This window comes from Enterobacter sp. HG048 (assembly GCF_024702055.1).
Taxonomy (GTDB): domain Bacteria; phylum Pseudomonadota; class Gammaproteobacteria; order Enterobacterales; family Enterobacteriaceae; genus Enterobacter; species Enterobacter dykesii.
Genome location: NZ_JANLIZ010000001.1, coordinates 119671 through 137903 on the forward strand (window position 1 = coordinate 119671; position 18233 = coordinate 137903).

18 protein-coding genes are annotated in these 18233 nt (G+C 57.0%); 8 read left to right on the forward strand and 10 right to left on the reverse strand.

Annotated elements, in window-relative coordinates; all coding sequences use genetic code 11:
* Positions 1 to 12: 12 nt before the first annotated feature.
* Complete coding sequence (locus tag NUX24_RS00630; RefSeq protein ID WP_047650607.1) at positions 13 to 393, reverse strand: protein YbgS; 381 nt, start codon at positions 391 to 393, stop codon at positions 13 to 15.
* Positions 394 to 697: 304 nt separating this feature from the next.
* Between NUX24_RS00630 and aroG the strand changes: the two genes are divergently transcribed.
* Positions 698 to 1750: a 3-deoxy-7-phosphoheptulonate synthase AroG gene (gene aroG / locus NUX24_RS00635; RefSeq protein WP_024908788.1), complete on the forward strand. Its 1053-nt coding sequence runs from the start codon at positions 698 to 700 to the stop codon at positions 1748 to 1750.
* A 61-nt stretch (positions 1751 to 1811) separates the two neighbouring features.
* Here aroG and gpmA read toward each other — a convergent pair whose 3' ends face one another.
* The 7 genes from gpmA to modE all read right to left on the reverse strand — a co-directional run bounded on the left by gpmA (position 1812) and on the right by modE (position 9558).
* The gene (gene gpmA / locus NUX24_RS00640) at positions 1812 to 2564 is read right to left on the reverse strand and encodes a 2,3-diphosphoglycerate-dependent phosphoglycerate mutase (RefSeq protein ID WP_033144959.1); all 753 of its coding nucleotides are present in this window, start codon (positions 2562 to 2564) and stop codon (positions 1812 to 1814) included.
* 206 nt (positions 2565 to 2770) lie between these two features.
* Positions 2771 to 3811, reverse strand: coding sequence for a galactose-1-epimerase (gene galM / locus NUX24_RS00645; protein ID WP_257829235.1), 1041 nt, complete (start codon positions 3809 to 3811; stop codon positions 2771 to 2773).
* Positions 3805 to 4953, reverse strand: a complete 1149-nt coding sequence (galK, locus tag NUX24_RS00650) for a galactokinase (protein ID WP_257829238.1) — start codon at positions 4951 to 4953, stop codon at positions 3805 to 3807. The genes galM and galK overlap by 7 nt, the downstream gene beginning before the upstream one ends.
* A 3-nt stretch (positions 4954 to 4956) precedes the next feature.
* Positions 4957 to 6003 (reverse strand): galactose-1-phosphate uridylyltransferase, encoded by a 1047-nt coding sequence (gene galT, locus NUX24_RS00655; protein WP_047650611.1) that lies wholly within the window; start codon positions 6001 to 6003, stop codon positions 4957 to 4959.
* 9 nt (positions 6004 to 6012) lie between these two features.
* Positions 6013 to 7029 (reverse strand): UDP-glucose 4-epimerase GalE, encoded by a 1017-nt coding sequence (gene galE / locus NUX24_RS00660; protein WP_023334950.1) that lies wholly within the window; start codon positions 7027 to 7029, stop codon positions 6013 to 6015.
* 200 nt (positions 7030 to 7229) lie between these two features.
* Positions 7230 to 8702 carry a molybdate ABC transporter ATP-binding protein ModF gene (gene modF, locus NUX24_RS00665; RefSeq protein WP_257829241.1) on the reverse strand — a complete coding sequence of 491 codons (1473 nt, stop codon included), beginning with the start codon at positions 8700 to 8702 and terminating at the stop codon, positions 7230 to 7232.
* A 67-nt stretch (positions 8703 to 8769) separates the two neighbouring features.
* Complete coding sequence (gene modE, locus NUX24_RS00670; protein WP_257829244.1) at positions 8770 to 9558, reverse strand: molybdenum-dependent transcriptional regulator; 789 nt, start codon at positions 9556 to 9558, stop codon at positions 8770 to 8772.
* A 127-nt stretch (positions 9559 to 9685) separates the two neighbouring features.
* Between modE and NUX24_RS00675 the strand changes: the two genes are divergently transcribed.
* The 4 genes from NUX24_RS00675 to modC all read left to right on the forward strand — a co-directional run bounded on the left by NUX24_RS00675 (position 9686) and on the right by modC (position 12525).
* Positions 9686 to 9835 carry an AcrZ family multidrug efflux pump-associated protein gene (locus tag NUX24_RS00675; protein ID WP_008501118.1) on the forward strand — a complete coding sequence of 50 codons (150 nt, stop codon included), beginning with the start codon at positions 9686 to 9688 and terminating at the stop codon, positions 9833 to 9835.
* A 166-nt stretch (positions 9836 to 10001) separates the two neighbouring features.
* The gene (gene modA, locus NUX24_RS00680; RefSeq protein WP_047650615.1) at positions 10002 to 10775 is read left to right on the forward strand and encodes a molybdate ABC transporter substrate-binding protein; all 774 of its coding nucleotides are present in this window, start codon (positions 10002 to 10004) and stop codon (positions 10773 to 10775) included.
* Entirely contained in the window at positions 10775 to 11464 is a 690-nt protein-coding gene (modB, locus tag NUX24_RS00685) for a molybdate ABC transporter permease subunit (protein WP_033144966.1), read from the forward strand. The genes modA and modB overlap by 1 nt, the downstream gene beginning before the upstream one ends.
* A 2-nt stretch (positions 11465 to 11466) precedes the next feature.
* On the forward strand, positions 11467 to 12525 hold the full coding sequence (gene modC / locus NUX24_RS00690; protein WP_257829248.1) for a molybdenum ABC transporter ATP-binding protein ModC: 1059 nt from the start codon (positions 11467 to 11469) through the stop codon (positions 12523 to 12525).
* Here the strand turns inward: modC and NUX24_RS00695 are convergent, their stop codons facing one another.
* Positions 12526 to 13344 carry a pyridoxal phosphatase gene (locus NUX24_RS00695; protein ID WP_047650617.1) on the reverse strand — a complete coding sequence of 273 codons (819 nt, stop codon included), beginning with the start codon at positions 13342 to 13344 and terminating at the stop codon, positions 12526 to 12528.
* Positions 13345 to 13484: 140 nt separating this feature from the next.
* Here NUX24_RS00695 and pgl point away from each other — a divergent pair, with 140 nt between their 5' ends.
* Positions 13485 to 14480 (forward strand): 6-phosphogluconolactonase, encoded by a 996-nt coding sequence (gene pgl / locus NUX24_RS00700; RefSeq protein WP_023310837.1) that lies wholly within the window; start codon positions 13485 to 13487, stop codon positions 14478 to 14480.
* A 77-nt stretch (positions 14481 to 14557) separates the two neighbouring features.
* Here pgl and NUX24_RS00705 read toward each other — a convergent pair whose 3' ends face one another.
* The gene (locus NUX24_RS00705; RefSeq protein WP_257829252.1) at positions 14558 to 15841 is read right to left on the reverse strand and encodes a putative acyl-CoA thioester hydrolase; all 1284 of its coding nucleotides are present in this window, start codon (positions 15839 to 15841) and stop codon (positions 14558 to 14560) included.
* A gap of 225 nt (positions 15842 to 16066) precedes the next feature.
* Between NUX24_RS00705 and hutI the strand changes: the two genes are divergently transcribed.
* Together hutI and hutG are read left to right on the forward strand one after the other, a co-directional pair.
* Positions 16067 to 17290 carry an imidazolonepropionase gene (gene hutI, locus NUX24_RS00710; protein WP_257829254.1) on the forward strand — a complete coding sequence of 408 codons (1224 nt, stop codon included), beginning with the start codon at positions 16067 to 16069 and terminating at the stop codon, positions 17288 to 17290.
* Positions 17287 to 18225, forward strand: coding sequence for a formimidoylglutamase (gene hutG, locus NUX24_RS00715; protein WP_257829257.1), 939 nt, complete (start codon positions 17287 to 17289; stop codon positions 18223 to 18225). Before hutI ends, hutG begins: the two co-directional genes overlap by 4 nt.
* Positions 18226 to 18233: the final 8 nt, after the last annotated feature.

The window sequence follows — 18233 nt, forward strand, 5'->3', positions numbered from 1 at the left end:
CGAACATCCCCATTACTGGGTGGTGCCATCGGTTTTGGTATTCGCGTCGTTTCCTACTTTGTCATTAGGGTCAGGGCATTTGCCGTCCTTACACATTGAGTTCTTATGAACCTCATCCGAACTCATATTGTCATGATTCATGGTGTCGGAACCGCTGCCGTTGGGATGCAGCATGGTGCCGCCGGTGTTGGTATTACCGGTATTGATCTGGCTGTTGTCGACATTATTCGGGGCGATATTCTGTTTCGCATCAGGTGCGGGCTGGCCTGCTGCCGCAGCGGCATTCGCATCGCCGTTGCTGTCTGATGTGCCCGTTTCCGCGGCCAGGACGCTGCCGCTGGCCAGAGTGAGTGTGGCGGTCAGGAAGAGGGTTGCCAGTTTTGTCATTTTCATCATGGTGCTCCTGTTCTTGTCGTTACGCTGGATAACATTCTCCAACAGTGCATCTTTTTCAGAGGCGAAAGATTCCGCCTTACGGACTTACGCCAGTAGGGAATCGCGTTTAAGCGTGTAAAATTGGTTGTTACAGTTAAAAAGCTTAGGTTAGATCTCGTTTTTCGCTATTTTGTGGCGATTTTTAGGCGAATTCCAGGAATTATCTGCGTGAAGTGTAAAACCGTGTTTACACTTCCTGGTCGACAAGATAGATTGAAAGGATTGCTTTCATTACTAAAGATATGGCAGAGCTGGAACGAAGATGAATTATCAGAACGACGATTTACGCATTAAAGAGATCAATGAGTTATTACCTCCTGTAGCGCTCCTTGAGAAATTCCCCGCCACTGAAAATGCCGCAAACACGGTTTCTCATGCTCGTAAAGCGATCCATAAGATCCTGAAAGGTAATGACGATCGTCTTCTGGTGGTGATTGGCCCGTGCTCCATTCACGATCCTGCAGCTGCGAAAGAGTACGCAGCCCGTCTGCTCACTCTGCGTGAAGAGCTGAAGGACGAGCTTGAAATCGTCATGCGCGTTTATTTTGAAAAACCGCGCACCACCGTGGGCTGGAAAGGGCTGATTAACGATCCGCATATGGATAACAGCTTCCAGATCAACGACGGTCTGCGCATTGCGCGCAAGCTGCTGCTGGAGATCAACGACAGCGGCCTGCCTGCTGCCGGTGAATTCCTGGACATGATTACGCCACAATACCTGGCAGACCTGATGAGCTGGGGCGCAATTGGTGCGCGCACGACTGAATCTCAGGTTCACCGCGAGCTGGCGTCCGGTCTCTCTTGCCCGGTGGGTTTCAAAAACGGCACTGACGGCACCATTAAGGTGGCTATCGACGCCATCAACGCAGCGGGTGCGCCGCACTGCTTCCTGTCCGTAACCAAATGGGGCCATTCCGCCATCGTTAACACCAGCGGGAACGGTGACTGCCATATCATTCTGCGCGGCGGCAAAGAGCCGAACTACAGCGCGAAACACGTGGCAGAAGTGAAGGTCGGGCTGGAAAAAGCCGGGCTGCCACCGCAGGTGATGATCGATTTCAGCCATGCCAACTCCAGCAAGCAGTTTAAAAAGCAGATGGAAGTGGGTGCAGACGTCTGCCAGCAGATTGCCGGCGGTGAGAAGGCAGTGATTGGGGTGATGATCGAAAGCCATCTGGTTGAAGGTAACCAGAACCTGGAAGGCAGCGAGCCGCTGGTGTATGGCAAAAGCGTCACCGATGCCTGCATTGGCTGGGACGATACCGACACCATCCTGCGTCAGCTGGCGAATGCGGTAAAAGCGCGCCGCGGCTGAATTCTCAGGCACAAATAAAAAAGCGCGGAAGGCTCCGCGCTTTTTTTATGCCTTGCGAAAATTACTTCGCTTTACCCTGGTTCGCGACAGCCGCTGCTTTCGCCGCGATCTCTTCTGCGTTACCCAGATAGTAGTGTTTGATTGGCTTGAAGTTTTCGTCGAACTCATACACCAGCGGTACGCCGGTTGGGATGTTCAGTTCGAGGATTTCGTCTTCACCCATGTTGTCCAGGTATTTCACCAGCGCACGCAGGGAGTTACCGTGAGCGGCGACGATCACGCGCTCGCCGCTTTTCAGGCGTGGCAGAATGGTTTCGTTCCAGTAAGGCACAACGCGGTCGATGGTCAGCGCCAGGCTTTCGGTGGTTGGCAGCTCAGCGTCGGTCAGCTTCGCGTAACGCGGATCGTGGCCCGGGTAGCGCTCGTCATCTTTGGTCAGCTCTGGTGGGGTGATTGCGAAGCCGCGACGCCACTGTTTAACCTGCTCATCGCCATATTTCTCAGCGGTTTCCGCTTTGTTCAGGCCCTGCAGCGCACCGTAGTGACGTTCGTTAAGTTTCCAGGACTTCTCAACCGGCAGCCAGGCCTGATCCAGTTCGTCCAGCACGTTCCACAGGGTGTGGATGGCACGTTTCAGCACAGAGGTGTAAGCAAAATCAAAGCTGAAGCCTTCTTCCTTCAGCAGTTTACCCGCTGCTTTTGCTTCGCTTACGCCTTTCTCAGACAGATCAACGTCGTACCAACCGGTAAAGCGGTTTTCGTTGTTCCACTGGCTTTCGCCGTGACGCACCAGGACCAGCTTAGTTATAGCCATCTCTTACTCCTCAAGCATTTTTAGAATGATAACAATTCTCATTATATTGCCGTGGCCGTGCCACCAGCAACGCTTAACCCTAACCATAGCGAAAATAGTCTCTGAGTGTAAGATGCTTGTGAATCCAGGGTTATGATTTTGTCTGCGATCGGCGCTATTTTCAGCAAGGCGCGCAGAAAAAAGCCCTCCGGAGGGAGGGCTGGATATTAATGTGGAATAAAATGATATTCCGTCACGCTCACGTACTCTTCACCCGGGCGCAGCACGCAGTCCGGCTGTGGCCATTCCGGATGGTTCGGGCTGTCCGGCAGGAACTCGCTCTCCAGCGCCAGGCCTTGCCAGTCGCTGTACTCATCGTGTTCACGCGCCGTCGTGCCGCCGAGGTAGTTGCCTGAATAGAACTGCAGGGCAGGGGCAGAGGTGTAAACCGTCATCTGCAGTTTCTCATCCGCAGACCAGACCTGTGCTGCGGGCTGTGCCACATCGCCTTTGGCCTGCCGCAGGAAAGCGTGGTCGTAGCCTTTTACCTTACGCTGATCGTCATCGCTCATGAAATCCTGGGCGATGGACTTCGCGCTGCGGAAGTCAAAGCTGGTGCCGCTCACGTCTTTGAGGCCCTGATACGGAATGCCCATCTCGTCAACCGGCAGATACGCATCCGCCAGGATCTGCAGCTTATGGTTACGCACGTCGCACTGGCTACCGTCCAGGTTGAAATACGCGTGATTGGTCAGGTTGACCGGACACGGCTTGTCGACCGTCGCACGGTATTCGATGGCGATACGGTTGTCGTCGGTCAGCGTAAAGCGCGCGGACGCGACAAGGTTCCCCGGGAAGCCCTGATCGCCATCAGGCGAATCCAGCGAGAACAGCACTTCGCCATCGTTTTGACGAACAATCTTCCAGCGGCGTTTATCAAACCCGTCCGGTCCGCCGTGCAGCTGGTTCTCACCCTGGCTTGGAAGCAGGGTGTACTGCACGCCGTCGAGCTCAAAGCGGCTCTTTGCGATGCGGTTAGCATAACGCCCAACGGACGCGCCCAGATAGGCGGACTGATTGACGTACTGCTCAGGCGAGGCGCAGCCGAGCAGAGTCTCGCGCACGCTGCCGTCCGGCATCGGTACGCGGGCAGAAAGAAGGGTTGCCCCCCAGTCCATCACCGTAACGACCATCCCCGCGCTGTTGCGCAGGGTTAACAGGCGATACGGCAGACCATCCGGTGCAAGGGTAGGTGTTTCGTTTAGCACTGTCCGGCTCCTTGTGATGCTTTGCAAACATAGAAGGTTTCTTTGATGCCTGTTTTGGCTTCGTACTGCTTCGCCACGGCATCCTGTACGGCAGGGACCAGCTCTTCTGGCACCAGCGCAACGATGCAGCCGCCAAAACCGCCGCCCGTCATGCGCACGCCGCCTTTGTCGCCAATGGTGGCTTTAACGATGTCCACCAGGGTGTCGATCTGCGGAACGGTGATTTCAAAATCATCGCGCATGGAGGCGTGAGATTCCGCCATCAGCTCACCCATGCGTTTCAGGTCACCTTTCGCCAGCGCGGACGCGGCTTCAACGGTACGGGCATTTTCCGTCAGCACGTGACGAACGCGTTTGGCGACGACCGGATCCAGCTCGTGCGCCACTTTGTTAAATTCATTGAGCGTCACGTCGCGCAGGGCTGGCTGCTGGAAGAAGCGGGCGCCGGTTTCGCATTGCTCGCGGCGGGTATTGTATTCGCTGCCCACCAGCGTGCGCTTAAAGTTGCTGTTAATGATGACGACAGCCGCGCCTTTTGGCAGGGGAACGGCTTTGGTACCCAGCGAGCGGCAATCAATCAACAGGGCATGCTCTTTTTTGCCGAGCGCGGAGATCAGCTGGTCCATAATGCCGCAGTTACAGCCCACGAACTGGTTTTCTGCTTCCTGACCATTCAGGGCTACTTGCGCGCCGTCCAGCGGCATATGATAAAGCTGCTGGAACACGGTGCCCACGGCGACTTCCAGCGAAGCAGAGGAGCTTAAGCCCGCACCCTGCGGCACGTTGCCGCTGATAACTAAATCGGCACCGCCGAAGTTCTTGTTGCGCTTCTGAAGGTGTTTCACCACCCCGCGCACGTAGTTAGACCACTGCTGGCTGTCGTGCGTCACAATCGGGGCATCGAGGGAAAACTCGTCCGTCTCATTACCGTAATCTGCCGCAATCACGCGAACTTTACGGTCGTCGCGCTTCGCACAGCTGATGACAGTCTGGTAATCGATAGCGCACGGCAGCACGAAACCGTCGTTATAGTCGGTGTGTTCACCGATCAGGTTGACGCGGCCTGGCGCCTGGATAACGTGGGTGGCAGGGTAGCCAAATTTCTCAGCAAACAGGGATTGTGTTTTATCTTTCAGACTCATTTTTTAGACTCCTGATTCGCGATAGTGGACGTCGCTAACGGCACGCAGACGTTCTGCCGCCTGTTCCGCCGTCAGGTCACGCTGGGTTTCCGCCAGCATTTCGTAGCCCACCATAAATTTACGCACCGTCGCAGAGCGCAGCAGCGGCGGATAGAAATGGGCGTGCAGCTGCCAGTGTTGATTCTCTTCGCCGTTAAACGGGGCGCCGTGCCAGCCCATGGAGTACGGGAAGGAGCACTGGAACAGGTTGTCGTAACGGCTGGTGAGCTTTTTCAGCGCCAGAGCAAGGTCGTCGCGCTGCGCGTCGCTGAGATCGGTGATGCGCTGCACGTGCGCTTTCGGCAGCAGCAGCGTTTCAAACGGCCAGGCGGCCCAGTAAGGGACAACGGCCAGCCAGTGTTCGGTTTCCACCACGGTGCGGCTGCCGTCGGCCAGCTCGCGCTGGGTGTAATCCACCAGCATCGGCGAACCGTTTTCCGCGTAATACGCTTTCTGCAGACGGTCTTCACGCTCGGCTTCGTTAGGCAGGAAGCTGTTCGCCCAGATCTGGCCGTGCGGGTGCGGGTTTGAGCAGCCCATGGCCGCGCCTTTGTTTTCGAACACCTGCACCCACGGATAGCTCTGCCCCAGCTCGGCGGTTTGCGCCTGCCAGGTGCTGACGACCTCTTTCAGCGCGTCCACGCTCAGCTCCGGCAGCGTTTTGCTGTGATCGGGCGAGAAGCAGATCACACGGCTGGTTCCGCGCGCGCTTTCGCAGCGCATCAGCGGATCGTGGCTTTCCGGCGCGTCCGGCGTGTCGGTCATCAGGGCGGCAAAATCGTTGGTGAACACGAAGGTGCCTTTGTAGTCCGGGTTTTTGTCCCCAGTGACGCGCGTGTTGCCCGGACAGAGGAAGCAGTCCGGGTCGTGCTGTGGCAGCGTCTGTTTTGCAGGCGTCTCCTGCGCCCCCTGCCAGGGGCGCTTGGCGCGATGCGGAGAGACCAAAATCCATTGCCCGCTTAACGGGTTAAAACGACGATGCGGATGATCGACGGGATTAAATTGCGTCATGACGGATCCTTAGTCCGGATAGCCTTGCGGGTGGCGTGACTGCCAGTGCCAGGTATCCTGTGCCATTTCATCAAGCGTGCGCGTCACACGCCAGTTGAGCTCTTTATCGGCTTTGGTGGCATCGGCCCAGTAAGCAGGCAGGTCGCCATCACGACGCGGAGCGAAGTGGTAGTTCACCGGCTTGCCGCAGGCTTTGCTGAAGGCGTTAACCACGTCCAGCACGCTGCTGCCGACACCGGCGCCGAGGTTGTAAATATGCACGCCCGGTTTGTTGGCCAGCTGCTGCATGGCCGCAACGTGGCCGTCGGCCAGATCCATCACGTGGATGTAGTCGCGCACGCCGGTGCCGTCTTCGGTCGGATAGTCATTGCCAAAAATCGCCAGCGAGTCGCGGCGACCCACGGCAACCTGGGCGATATACGGCATCAGGTTGTTCGGGATGCCCTGCGGATCTTCACCCATGTCGCCAGACGGATGCGCGCCGACCGGGTTGAAGTAGCGCAGTAAGGCGATGCTCCACTCCGGCTGCGCTTTTTGCAGGTCGGTCAGGATCTGCTCCACCATCAGCTTGCTTTTGCCGTACGGGCTTTGCGGCGTACCGGTCGGGAAGCTTTCAACGTAAGGGATTTTGGGCTGATCGCCGTAGACGGTGGCGGAGGAGCTAAAGATGAAGTTTTTGACGTTGGCCGCGCGCATGGCGGAGATGAGACGCAGGGTGCCGTTGACGTTGTTGTCGTAATACTCGAGCGGTTTCGCCACGGATTCACCGACCGCTTTCAGACCCGCAAAGTGGATCACCGCTTCGATGGCGTGGTCGTGAAGGATCTCGGTCATCAGCGCTTCGTTGCGGATGTCGCCTTCCACGAAAGTCGGTTGTTTACCGCCAAGACGTTCAATCACCGGCAGCACGCTGCGCTTACTGTTGCACAGGTTGTCGAGGATGATGACGTCGTGACCGTTTTGCAGCAGTTGCACGCAGGTATGACTACCTATGTAACCGCTACCACCTGTTACCAGAACTCGCATATTTCGCTCCATTGGGCTTATGGTATGTAATAACCATAGCATAACAGAGACGCGAAAAGTGTGACATGGGATAAAATAGTGGAATCGTTTACACTCGTTTTCATACTCACTTTTTCAATGACTGAGAGCATTCTAGATCAAAGAGATAGCGATGTATTGATGCAAGTTATCTGAAAAGAGGAGGGCAAAGCCCTCCACGGTTAATCGACGTTGCTGAGAAGGTAGCGATAGCCCTCACCGTCGGGAACAAACTCCAGGCGATGCGTGATGCAGGCAGGGGCATCTTCGGCATGGTGTGAAACGAACAGCAGCTGCGTTTCACCTTCGCTAATCAGCACGTCCACAAAGCGGCGGATAAGCTGTCGATTCAGCGGATCGAGTCCCTGCAGCGGTTCGTCGAGGATCAGAAGCGTAGGGTGTTTCACCAGCGCGCGAACGATCAGGGCCAGGCGCTGCTGCCCCCACGACAGACTATGAAACGGCGCGTCAGCGACCCGGTTGTCCATACCCAGGATATCCAGCCACTGCTGGGCGAGCTTGTGCTGTTTGTCCGACACCGCCTGATAAATGCCGATGGAATCAAAATACCCGGAAAGGATCACGTTGCGTACCGTGGTACTGACCCGATAGTCCAGATGCAGGCTGCTGCTGACGTAGCCGATATGTTTTTTAATATCCCAGATGGTTTCGCCGCTGCCGCGACGCCGACCAAACAGCGTCAGATCGTTGCTATAGCCCTGCGGGTGATCGCCGGTGATCAGGCTCAGCAGCGTGGATTTCCCCGCGCCGTTAGGGCCGACAATCTGCCAGTGTTCGCCGGGATTGACCGTCCAGCTAAGACGGTTGAGGATCGGGCGATCGTCATAAGAGACAATCCCATCCCGCAGCACGATGCGCGGCTGGTGGGGATCGAGCGCATGGCGGGCCGAAGGGGCGTCAGGTTCCGGAAGGGTAATTCCATCGAGTTGTTCACTGTGCGCGAGCTGGGCAATGAGCGCCTGCTTGAGCAGCGCTGTTTTTTCACCGGTCTCGGTCAGGTTACAGTCAGCCAGTACGCCTGCGTGCTGGACAAAGTCCGGAATTTCATCGAAGCGGTTAAGCACCAGCACCAGGGTATATCCCTGCTGATTAAGCGACTCCAGCAGGGCCGCCAGCTGCGCACGGGACTGCACGTCAAGGCCGTCAAACGGCTCGTCGAGGATAAGCAGCTCGGGCTCGCTCATCAGCGCCTGGCAAAGCAGCGTTTTTCGCGTCTCGCCGGTAGAAAGGTATTTAAAGCGTCGGTTCAGCAGGGCGGTGATACCGAACCGTTCTGCCAGGCGCAGACAGCGGGCGGGATCTTTCACCTCATCCTGAATAATTTCCGCCGTCGTACGGCCGGTATCTTCTTCGCCAGGGCTGAGTAAATCGGTGTTGTTGCGCTGCCACTCGTCGCTGACCAGCTTTTGCAGTTGTTCAAATGACAGGCGCGTCAGGCGAGTAAAGTCCCTCTGGTATTCGCCCTTGAGGAGGGGGAGCTCGCCGGCCAGCGCGCGGGCCAGCGCGGATTTACCGCTGCCGTTAGTGCCGACAAACGCCCAGCTTTCACCCGCGCGTATCGTCAAATCAGCAATCGTCAGCGTTCGGGTATCGCTAAGACGAAACGTGCCTTGCGAAATATGCAATGATGACATGATTTATCCCTGTTTTTGCAGCACCAGATATCAGGGATACGCACTGTCGGCGCGATTGTCAATGCGCTCAGTACAATGTGGCGATAATGACCCGGTCCGCGTTGAAATACGCGGTGACGACAGTACCTTCTTCTAAACTGTCCGCTTCGCTAAGCGGTATCGTCGCGCAAAGCGGTTGCCCGTCTGCCAGGGTCATCAGCACTTCGCACTGCTCCTGGCCGCGTTCGATATGGCTAATTGCGCCCTGGAGCTGGTTATCGGCCGCCTTTGCGGCGTCGGGATCGCGCGTGATATTGACCCACGGCGCTTTCAGCAGCACCAGCACCTCTTTACCTTCATACAGCTCGAGGCGCTCTGCGCTCTGCGCCGTTATGGCGGCTTTCAGACGGGTGGTGCCATCGGCAAGCAGGATCTCAATATGCTGCTGTACCTGAAGATTGTCGCGCGCCGTCACCGTTCCAAACCACTGGTTGCGGGCGCTGGTTTGTAACGAGAAGCGGGAAATGGCGGCCAGCAAGCTGTCCAGCGGAACGTTATCGTCGTCGCTCAACGCATCAAACGCCTTTTGCTGGATCTGGGCCAGCAGATCGTAAAGCTGAATAAGGCGCTGGCCATAGCGCGTCACGATCGCACCGCCGCCGCCTTTGCCGCCTGTGGCTCTGTCCACCAGCGGTTGTTCGCTCAGGGTGTTCATTTCGTTGATGGCGTCCCAGGCGCTTTTGTAGCTGATGCCCGCGTTTTTCGCCCCCTGGCTAATTGAGCCCGTTTGTTCTATTTGTTTAAGCAGGGCGATACGTCGCGGATCGGCGAAAAGTTTTTGCTGAAGTCGTAAAGTGAGGAGAATTTCGGCCTGCATAACAGTGTCCTGGCAAAAAGAGCATTGTGACCCAAATGGTGCGGGGCGCAAAGGGTACCGCACAAAAGGGGATGTTTTTCTCACTTTTCAAGGTAGAATGAGCCATTCACAATATCTGGAGAAAACCATGTTAGAGTTGTTGAAAAGTCTGGTATTCGCCGTGATCATGGTACCAGTAGTGATGGCCATCATCCTCGGTGCCATCTACGGCCTGGGTGAAGTGTTCAACGTCTTTTCGAACATTGGTCACAGAGACCAGGCTAAAAAGCAGCATTGATTCCCCACAAAACGCCCGGCGAGTCCGGGCGTTTTGCTCTCAAGATTTCCCCGTTTTCGCCGATATTATTTAAGTTTACCCCTTCAGCGGTACGATTAAACGCTGGGATCTCCATGACGTTACCGTTATATTAAGATGTATATAACGATACTCACAGGAGTTACAGATGGCACGTTCATGGGTACGCCTTTTCGCAGGGGCAACGCTGACGCTTTCTCTTACCGGACACGCGCTGGCGGACGAGGGTAAAATCACGGTCTTTGCCGCGGCGTCGCTGACCAACGCGCTGCAGGACATCGCGGCGGCGTATAAAAAAGAGAAAAACGTCGAGGTGGTCTCCTCATTTGCCTCTTCCTCTACGCTGGCTCGCCAGATAGAAGCGGGCGCACCGGCGGATCTGTTCATCTCGGCTGACCAGAAGTGGATGGATTACGCGGCGGAGAAGAAATCAATTGATGCGACAACCCGCGAAACGCTGCTGGGGAATAGCCTGGTTGTCGTGGCGCCAAAAGCCAGCGCGCAGGCGGACATCACCATCAACAAAGAGACCCACTGGACGAGCCTGCTGAACGGTGGCCGTCTGGCGGTGGGCGACCCGGAGCACGTTCCGGCCGGGATTTATGCCAAAGAGGCGCTGCAAAAGCTGGGCGCATGGGAGACATTGTCACCGAAGCTGGCCCCGGCGGAAGACGTGCGCGGCGCGCTGGCGTTGGTAGAGCGCAACGAAGCCCCGCTGGGCATTGTGTATGGCTCTGATGCCGTTGCCAGTAAAGGGGTAAAAGTGGTCGCAACGTTCCCGGAAGACTCCCACAAGAAAGTGGAATATCCTGTTGCGATTGTTGATGGACATAAAAATGCGGCCGTGACGGCCTTCCGCGATTATCTGAAGGGGCCGGAAGCGTCCGCAATCTTTAAACGTTACGGATTTACGACTCACTGATGATATTGACCGATCCTGAATGGCAGGCTGTTCTGCTGAGCCTTAAAGTCTCTTCCCTGGCGGTTGCGCTGAGTTTGCCCTTTGGGATCTTCTTTGCCTGGTTACTGGTTCGCTGTCAGTTTCCCGGCAAAACGCTGCTCGACAGCGTGCTTCATCTTCCGCTCGTTTTGCCACCCGTGGTGGTCGGTTACCTGCTGCTGATTTCGATGGGGCGACGCGGTTTTATCGGCGAGAAGCTCTACGACTGGTTTGGGCTGACGTTTGCATTTAGCTGGCGAGGTGCGGTACTGGCGGCCGCAGTGATGTCATTCCCGCTGATGGTCAGAGCGATACGCCTCGCGCTGGAAGGCGTGGACATGAAGCTCGAACAGGCGGCCCGCACGCTGGGCGCCGGGCGCTGGCGCGTCTTTTTCACCATCACGCTTCCGCTAACGCTGCCTGGCATTATTGTCGGGACGGTGCTCGCCTTCGCCCGCTCGCTGGGCGAGTTTGGCGCGACGATCACGTTTGTGTCGAATATCCCCGGCGAGACGCGAACGATTCCGTCGGCCATGTATACCTTGATTCAAACGCCGGGCGGAGAAGGCGCGGCGGCGCGTCTATGCATAATTTCAATTGTGCTGGCGCTGGTGTCGCTAATGGTGTCTGAATGGCTGGCGCGGCTCAGTCGCGAGCGGATGGGGAAATAAGCATGCTGGAACTCCATTTCACCCAGACGCTGGGAAACCATACCCTGACGCTTAACGAGACGCTGCCGGCAAGCGGAATCACCGCCATCTTTGGCGTGTCGGGGGCGGGAAAAACGTCGCTGATTAATGCCATCAGCGGTCTGACCCGCCCGCATTCAGGACGGATTGTATTGAATAACCGCGTCTTAAATGACGTGGAAAATAAGGTGTATCTTTCACCTGATAAACGCCGCATCGGCTATGTTTTCCAGGACGCGCGCTTATTCCCGCACTACAGCGTGCGCGGCAACCTGCGTTACGGCATGGCGAAAAGCATGGCCGGGCAGTTTGATAAGCTGGTGACGCTTTTAGGGATTGAGCCTCTGCTCGACAGGCTGCCATCCTCGCTCTCCGGCGGAGAAAAACAGCGGGTGGCCATTGGCCGCGCGTTGCTGACTGCACCCGAACTGCTGCTGCTCGACGAGCCGCTGGCCTCGCTCGATATTCCGCGTAAACGCGAACTTCTGCCTTATCTACAGCGCCTGGCGCGCGAAATTAATATTCCGATGCTCTACGTCAGCCATTCGCTGGATGAGATCCTGCATCTGGCCGACAAGGTGCTGGTGCTGGAAGAGGGCAGCGTGAAGGCCTTCGGCAACCTGGAAGAGGTGTGGGGCAGCAGCGTAATGCACCCCTGGTTACCCAGGGAACAGCAGAGCAGCATTCTTAAAGTGAGCGTTCTGGAACACCATCCGCACTACGCGATGACCGCCCTGGCGCTGGGCGACCAGCATCTGTGGGTCAATAAGATCGACAAACCGCTACAGTCCGCGCTGCGAATTCGCATCCAGGCGTCGGACGTCTCGCTGGTGCTGCAGCCGCCGCTGCAAACCAGTATCCGAAATATTCTGCGCGCCAAAGTCGCGGAGTGTTTTGATGATAACGGGCAGGTGGAAGTGAAGCTTGAAGTCGGCAGCAGGACGCTCTGGGCGCGCATCAGCCCGTGGGCCAGGGATGAGTTAGGGATCAAACCCGGCCTGTGGCTTTACGCGCAAATTAAGAGCGTCTCGATTACCGCCTGATTACAGCAGGTGGGTATAAATGTACTGCGCGATGCTGTCGGTGGTGTTGTCGCCAATCACCACGTTGGCGCGGGCTTTGACCGCGTCGTCGGCATTGCCCATCGCCACGCCGGTACCGGCGGCTTCCAGCATGCTGATGTCGTTGTAGTTGTCGCCGAAGGCGATCACGTCACGCATCGACCCGCCCTGAGATTCCACATACTGCGTCAGGCGCTTGCCTTTGCTGTTGCCTTTGCGGGCAATGTCCACCTGGTCATGCCAGGACCATTCGCACTCCAGACCCAGCGTCTGCTCCACGTGTTTTGCGAAGGTATTCAGTTTGGTGGTGTCTTCATCGGTCAGGGCAAATTTCCAGATAGCCTCAACGTCCTGGGCGGCCTGACGCAGGGAGGAGACCTGGGTAAAGACCGGACGCTGCGCTTCAGGCAGGGACAACGCCCAGTTGCTGGTGCGCACCACGTGGCCAGTAGGGCGCTCGTACAGCATCGCGTTATCCACATACATCAGGCCGTGAACGGCATGCTCATCCAGCAGATCGATCAGCTGCAGCGCCTGGGGAACCGGCAGCGGGTCGGAGGCTAAAACCTTTTTTGCCTGATAATCATACAAATAAGTGCCATTACAACAAATTGCAGGTGTATCTAACGCCAGTGCCTGATAAAAAGGGTGAATGGCAACGTGATGTCGACCCGTTACGATAAGGAGTTGATATCCCACTTCCTGCGCGCGTTTTAGCGCCTCAAGGGAGGAGGGGAGAAGGGTTTTTTGCGGCGTCAGTAAGGTACCGTCTAAATCCAGAGCAATCACACGCGAGGTCATCTGTTTTCCCGGGTTAATATTGAATTTACGTTTTGATGGGATGGTACACCGAGAGGCGAACGCTTCAAAACTCCTGTCGACAATTCAGCATTCACCGTCAAAAGTTAACTACTTTCATGCGCAGTGAGGAGTGAATATTCATGAAACAAACCGTTTATACCGCCAGTCCTGAAAGCCAGCAGATCCACGTCTGGCGTTTAAATACCGAAGGGACACTCACGCTGGTTCAGGTTGTTGACGTGCCAGGCCAGGTGCAGCCGATGGTCATCAGCCCGGATAAACGTTTCTTGTACGTGGGTGTGCGCCCGGAGTTCCGCGTGCTGGCCTATCGCATTTCTCCGGACGATGGCGCGCTGACGTACACTGCCGAAGCCCCGTTGCCGGGCAGCCCAACCCATATCTCGACCGATCGTAAAGGCAACTTTGTCTTCAGCGGCTCTTATAACGCGGGCTGCGTCAGCGTAACGCGTCTGGAAGAGGGCATTCCGGTCGAAACCGTGGATGTGGTGGAAGGGCTTGAAGGCTGCCACTCGGCGAATATTTCTCCGGATAACCGCACGCTGTGGGTGCCTGCGCTGAAGCAGGATCGTATCTGCCTGTTCACCCTGAGCGATGATGGTCACCTGGTGGCGCAGAATCCTGCCGAAGTGACTACCGTTGAAGGCGCCGGCCCGCGCCATATGGTCTTCCATCCGAACCAGCAGTACGCCTATGTGGTTAATGAGCTGAACAGCTCGGTGGACGTATGGGAGCTGAAAGATCCTAACGGCCAGATTGAGTGCGTGCAGACGCTGGACATGATGCCGTCCGACTTCTCCGACACCCGCTGGGCAGCGGATATCCACATTACGCCAAATGGCCGCCATCTGTACGCCTGTGACCGTACTTCCAGCCTGATTACCGTGTTTAGCGTCTCTGAAGACGGCAGCGTGCTGGCGATTGAAGGGTTCCAGCCAACGGAAACCCAGCCGCGCGGCTTTAATATCGATCACAGCGGTAAATACCTGATTGCGGCGGGGCAGAAATCCCACCACATCGCGCTGTATGAAATTAAAGGCGAGCAGGGGCTGCTGGAAGAGAAAGGGCGTTATGCCGTCGGCCAGGGGCCTATGTGGGTCGTGGTAAACGCTCACTAAGCGGCTAAAAACAAAAAACCTCGCGAATGCGAGGTTTTTTTACGCCCGGTAAACGCAGCGCCACCGGGCAAAACAGCTTACTGCTTCGGCTCAGCAACCACTTTGCTACCCAGACCGCGGTTGTTGTATTCCCACATGCGGTTGAAGTTAGCGTCGTTCAGGTTGCGCTGCACGTTCCCTTTATCATCCACCGCACCGGTATTGCCGGAGAATGGACGTTTGGAGATCGCGGCATCAGCCCACGGTTTCGCCATGTTGAAGCCTTCGTTGATCACGCTGTCGCGGATCACGACCTGGCCGTTGGTCGCAGAGTCCACGTCTAGGGAGCGTCCCAGCTGCGCCACGCCGTCACCGGCAGCGTTAAAGCGGCTGTTCACGGCCAGGAAGCCGTAGAAGAGGTTAGACTGGGTTGCCGGAGCAAACACGTAACCTTCCTGCTGAGTGCGTGAGTTCACCACGCGGAAATCGGTATTATCAAACACCACCGCGCCGCGACCGGACACCAGATCCACGTCACCTTCAACGTAGCTGTTGGTCACCAGAGTACGGGTCAGGCGGTTATTCTGCAGGGTGTTCTGCACGCCGCTGTTGGTCACGAAGAAGGTGTTCTGACGGCCCAGAATGTTGACGTTATTAATCTGCACCTTATCGCCATCGCTACGCAGCGCAACGGCCTGGTGGCTGCCGGCATCAACGCTGTCGCCCAGGGTATTCTGAATGGTCAGGTTCTGCAGCTGCAGACCGTTATTCTGAGACCAGAATACCGCCGAGCACATCACGCCAATGGTGGCGGAACGCTTGCTCTGACAGTTATCAAACATGTACCACGCCGGTTTACCCGGCATATATTTACCGGCCGGGTTCACCAGGTGACGCCAGGTGTTGCTGTCGATTTCGGAATCAATCGCCAGGCCAATTTTTACGTCGATCGCTTTTTCGCCCAGACCGTAAAGCGTAATGCTGCCTGGTGCCGCCGGAACATACACGGTGCCTTCATATTCACCCGGCAGGATCGCGATGTACTGGCGAGACGCGCTGTGTTTAGTGATGGCAGCATCAACCGCAGCCTGAATAGAAGTATGCGTTACGCCCTGCGCACCCGCCGGGCCAACCACGAAGTCAGGCTGTTTAGGCAGGTTAATAGACGACGGTGTCCACGGCGCAGCGTTAGGATCCATCGCCGTGAAGTAGTGCGCACGATCGAAGTTCTTCGCTTCATCAGCGGACAAAATCGGGCGGGAGGCGGTACCGGGCGCAACCTGCTCAGAAGGGCGCTGATCCGGTGGTGTTGAACTGCATGCGGATAAGGTCACGCCAAAGGCGAGTGCTAACGCCAGACGGGAAATCCTGGAAATGTTCAAGGTGAAGCTCCTGGGTATGCAAGTCTTTACGGGATAGACGAAATAGCCTGCTTTTTTATACTAAGTTGAGCGAAACGGGAAGATAAAAAGGGTAAAAGTTGCATTTTTAGCCCTGGGGCGGCAGGTAAGTGATCACAAATAAATAACATTTTCCGTTAAGGCGGTTGACAGTAGACGGTGGATGCAAATAAATGTCTATACAACCTAAGACAAGTGGAATGCCCCATGCAGCAGATTCATCCCGACGATGTTATATGGCGAAATGCGCGACTGGCTACGATGGCGCCGAACGTACCTGCGCCTTATGGACTGAAAGAGCAACACGCCCTGGTCGTGCGCGGCCACACTATTCTGGCCGTGATCCCTGAATCTGACATTCCTTCCGGACACCGTCACTGTGTCGATCTTCAGGGACGTCTTGTCACGCCTGGCCTGATTGACTGCCACACCCACCTGGTATTTGGCGGCGACCGCGCGGCGGAGTGGGAGCAGCGTCTGAACGGCGTCTCTTATCAAACCATCAGCGCCCAGGGGGGCGGGATTAACGCTACCGTGACGGCGACGCGCAGCAGCTCAGCCGAAACCCTGCTTAAGCTGGCGCAGCAGCGGCTCCAGCGTCTGATGAATGAAGGTGTCACCACGGTTGAAATCAAATCCGGATACGGGCTCAACGCCGAGGCCGAAGAGAAGATGCTGCAGGTCGCGCGCCAGCTGAGCCTCAATAATCCGATTGATATCAGCCCAACGCTGCTGGCGGCGCATGCGGTTCCGCCGGAATACCGGCAGGATCCGGATGCCTACCTCACGCTGGTCTGTGAGCAGATACTGCCCACGCTGTGGCAAAAAGAGTTATATGAAGCAGTAGACGTGTTTTGTGAAAACGTCGGCTTTACCCCGTCGCAAACCGAACGCCTCTTCAAGGCCGCCGCCGCGCTGGGTATCCCGGTGAAAGGGCATGTCGAGCAGCTGTCGAATCAGGGCGGCGCGGCGCTGGTCAGCCAGTATAAGGGACTTTCCGCCGATCATATCGAATATCTCGACGACGCAGGCGTTCAGGCGATGGCGGAAAGCGGCACGGTTGCCGTCCTGTTGCCGGGGGCGTTCTATTTTCTGCAGGAGCGCCAGCGTCCGCCGGTTGAACAGCTCAGAAAACGCGGTGTTCCGATGGCCGTCGCCACCGACTATAACCCCGGCACCAGCCCGTTTGCGAGCCTGCACCTGGCGATGAACATGGCCTGCGTCCAGTTTGGCCTGACCCCGGAAGAAGCCTGGGCAGGCGTCACGCGCCATGCCGCGCAGGCGCTGGGCCGCGGTGAAACCCACGGACAGCTGCGGGCCGGGTTTGTCGCTGATTTCGTCGTCTGGGATGCTCACCATCCGGTTGAGATGGTCTACGAGCCGGGACGCAATCCGCTGTATCAACGTATTTTCCGTGGGGAGGCAGTATGAGGTTATGGCGGCCCGTAGCCGAAACCGTCTGGCAGGGGCGCGATGACAGCGCCGAGGCCAGCAGCGCAAAGCGCATTTTTCAGACGATAAAGCAGCAGGGACAGTTCACGCCGCTTTCATCCGGCATTGCGCTGATAGGTTTTGAATGTGATGAAGGGGTAAAACGCAATCAGGGCAGGCCAGGCGCCGTGCAGGCACCGGATATGCTGCGAAAAGCGCTGGCAAATATGGCAAGCCATCAGGGGCATGACCGGCTGGCGGATATGGGCTCGGTGTACGTTGAAGGCCACGAGCTGGAAGCGGCACAGCAGGCGTTAAGCGATGCCGTCACGGCCTGTCAGCAGTCCGGGATGCGCACGCTGGTCTTTGGCGGCGGGCACGAAACCGCCTGGGCGCACGGTCGCGGCGTGCTGGACGCCTTCCCGAACGAGCGGGTTGTCATTATCAACCTTGATGCCCATCTCGATCTGCGCAAGGCCGACCATGCGACGTCCGGCACCCCGTTTCGCCAGCTGGCGCGCTACTGCGATGAGCGCGGGCGGGAATTTCATTACGCCTGCCTTGGCGTGAGCCGGGCGGCGAACACGCAGGCTTTGTGGGATGAGGCCGAACGCCTGAACGTCACGCTGGTGGAAGACCTCCATTTCAGGCGCGATGCGCTATCCGCCCTGGAAAGGGTGCTGGCGCAGGCCGATCGTATCTATCTGACAATCGACCTGGACGTCCTGCCCGCCAGCGAAATGCCTGCCGTGTCCGCACCGGCTGCGTTAGGCATACCGGCGCTGGATCTTCTCCCGGTTATTGAACAAATCTGCCGTAGCGGTAAGCTACAGGCCGCCGATCTGGTAGAGTTTAACCCGCAGTACGATCGGGACGGGCAGGGCGCAAAGCTTGCCGCCCGCCTGGCCTGGCAAATTGCTCACTGGTGGGCATAACACTATTC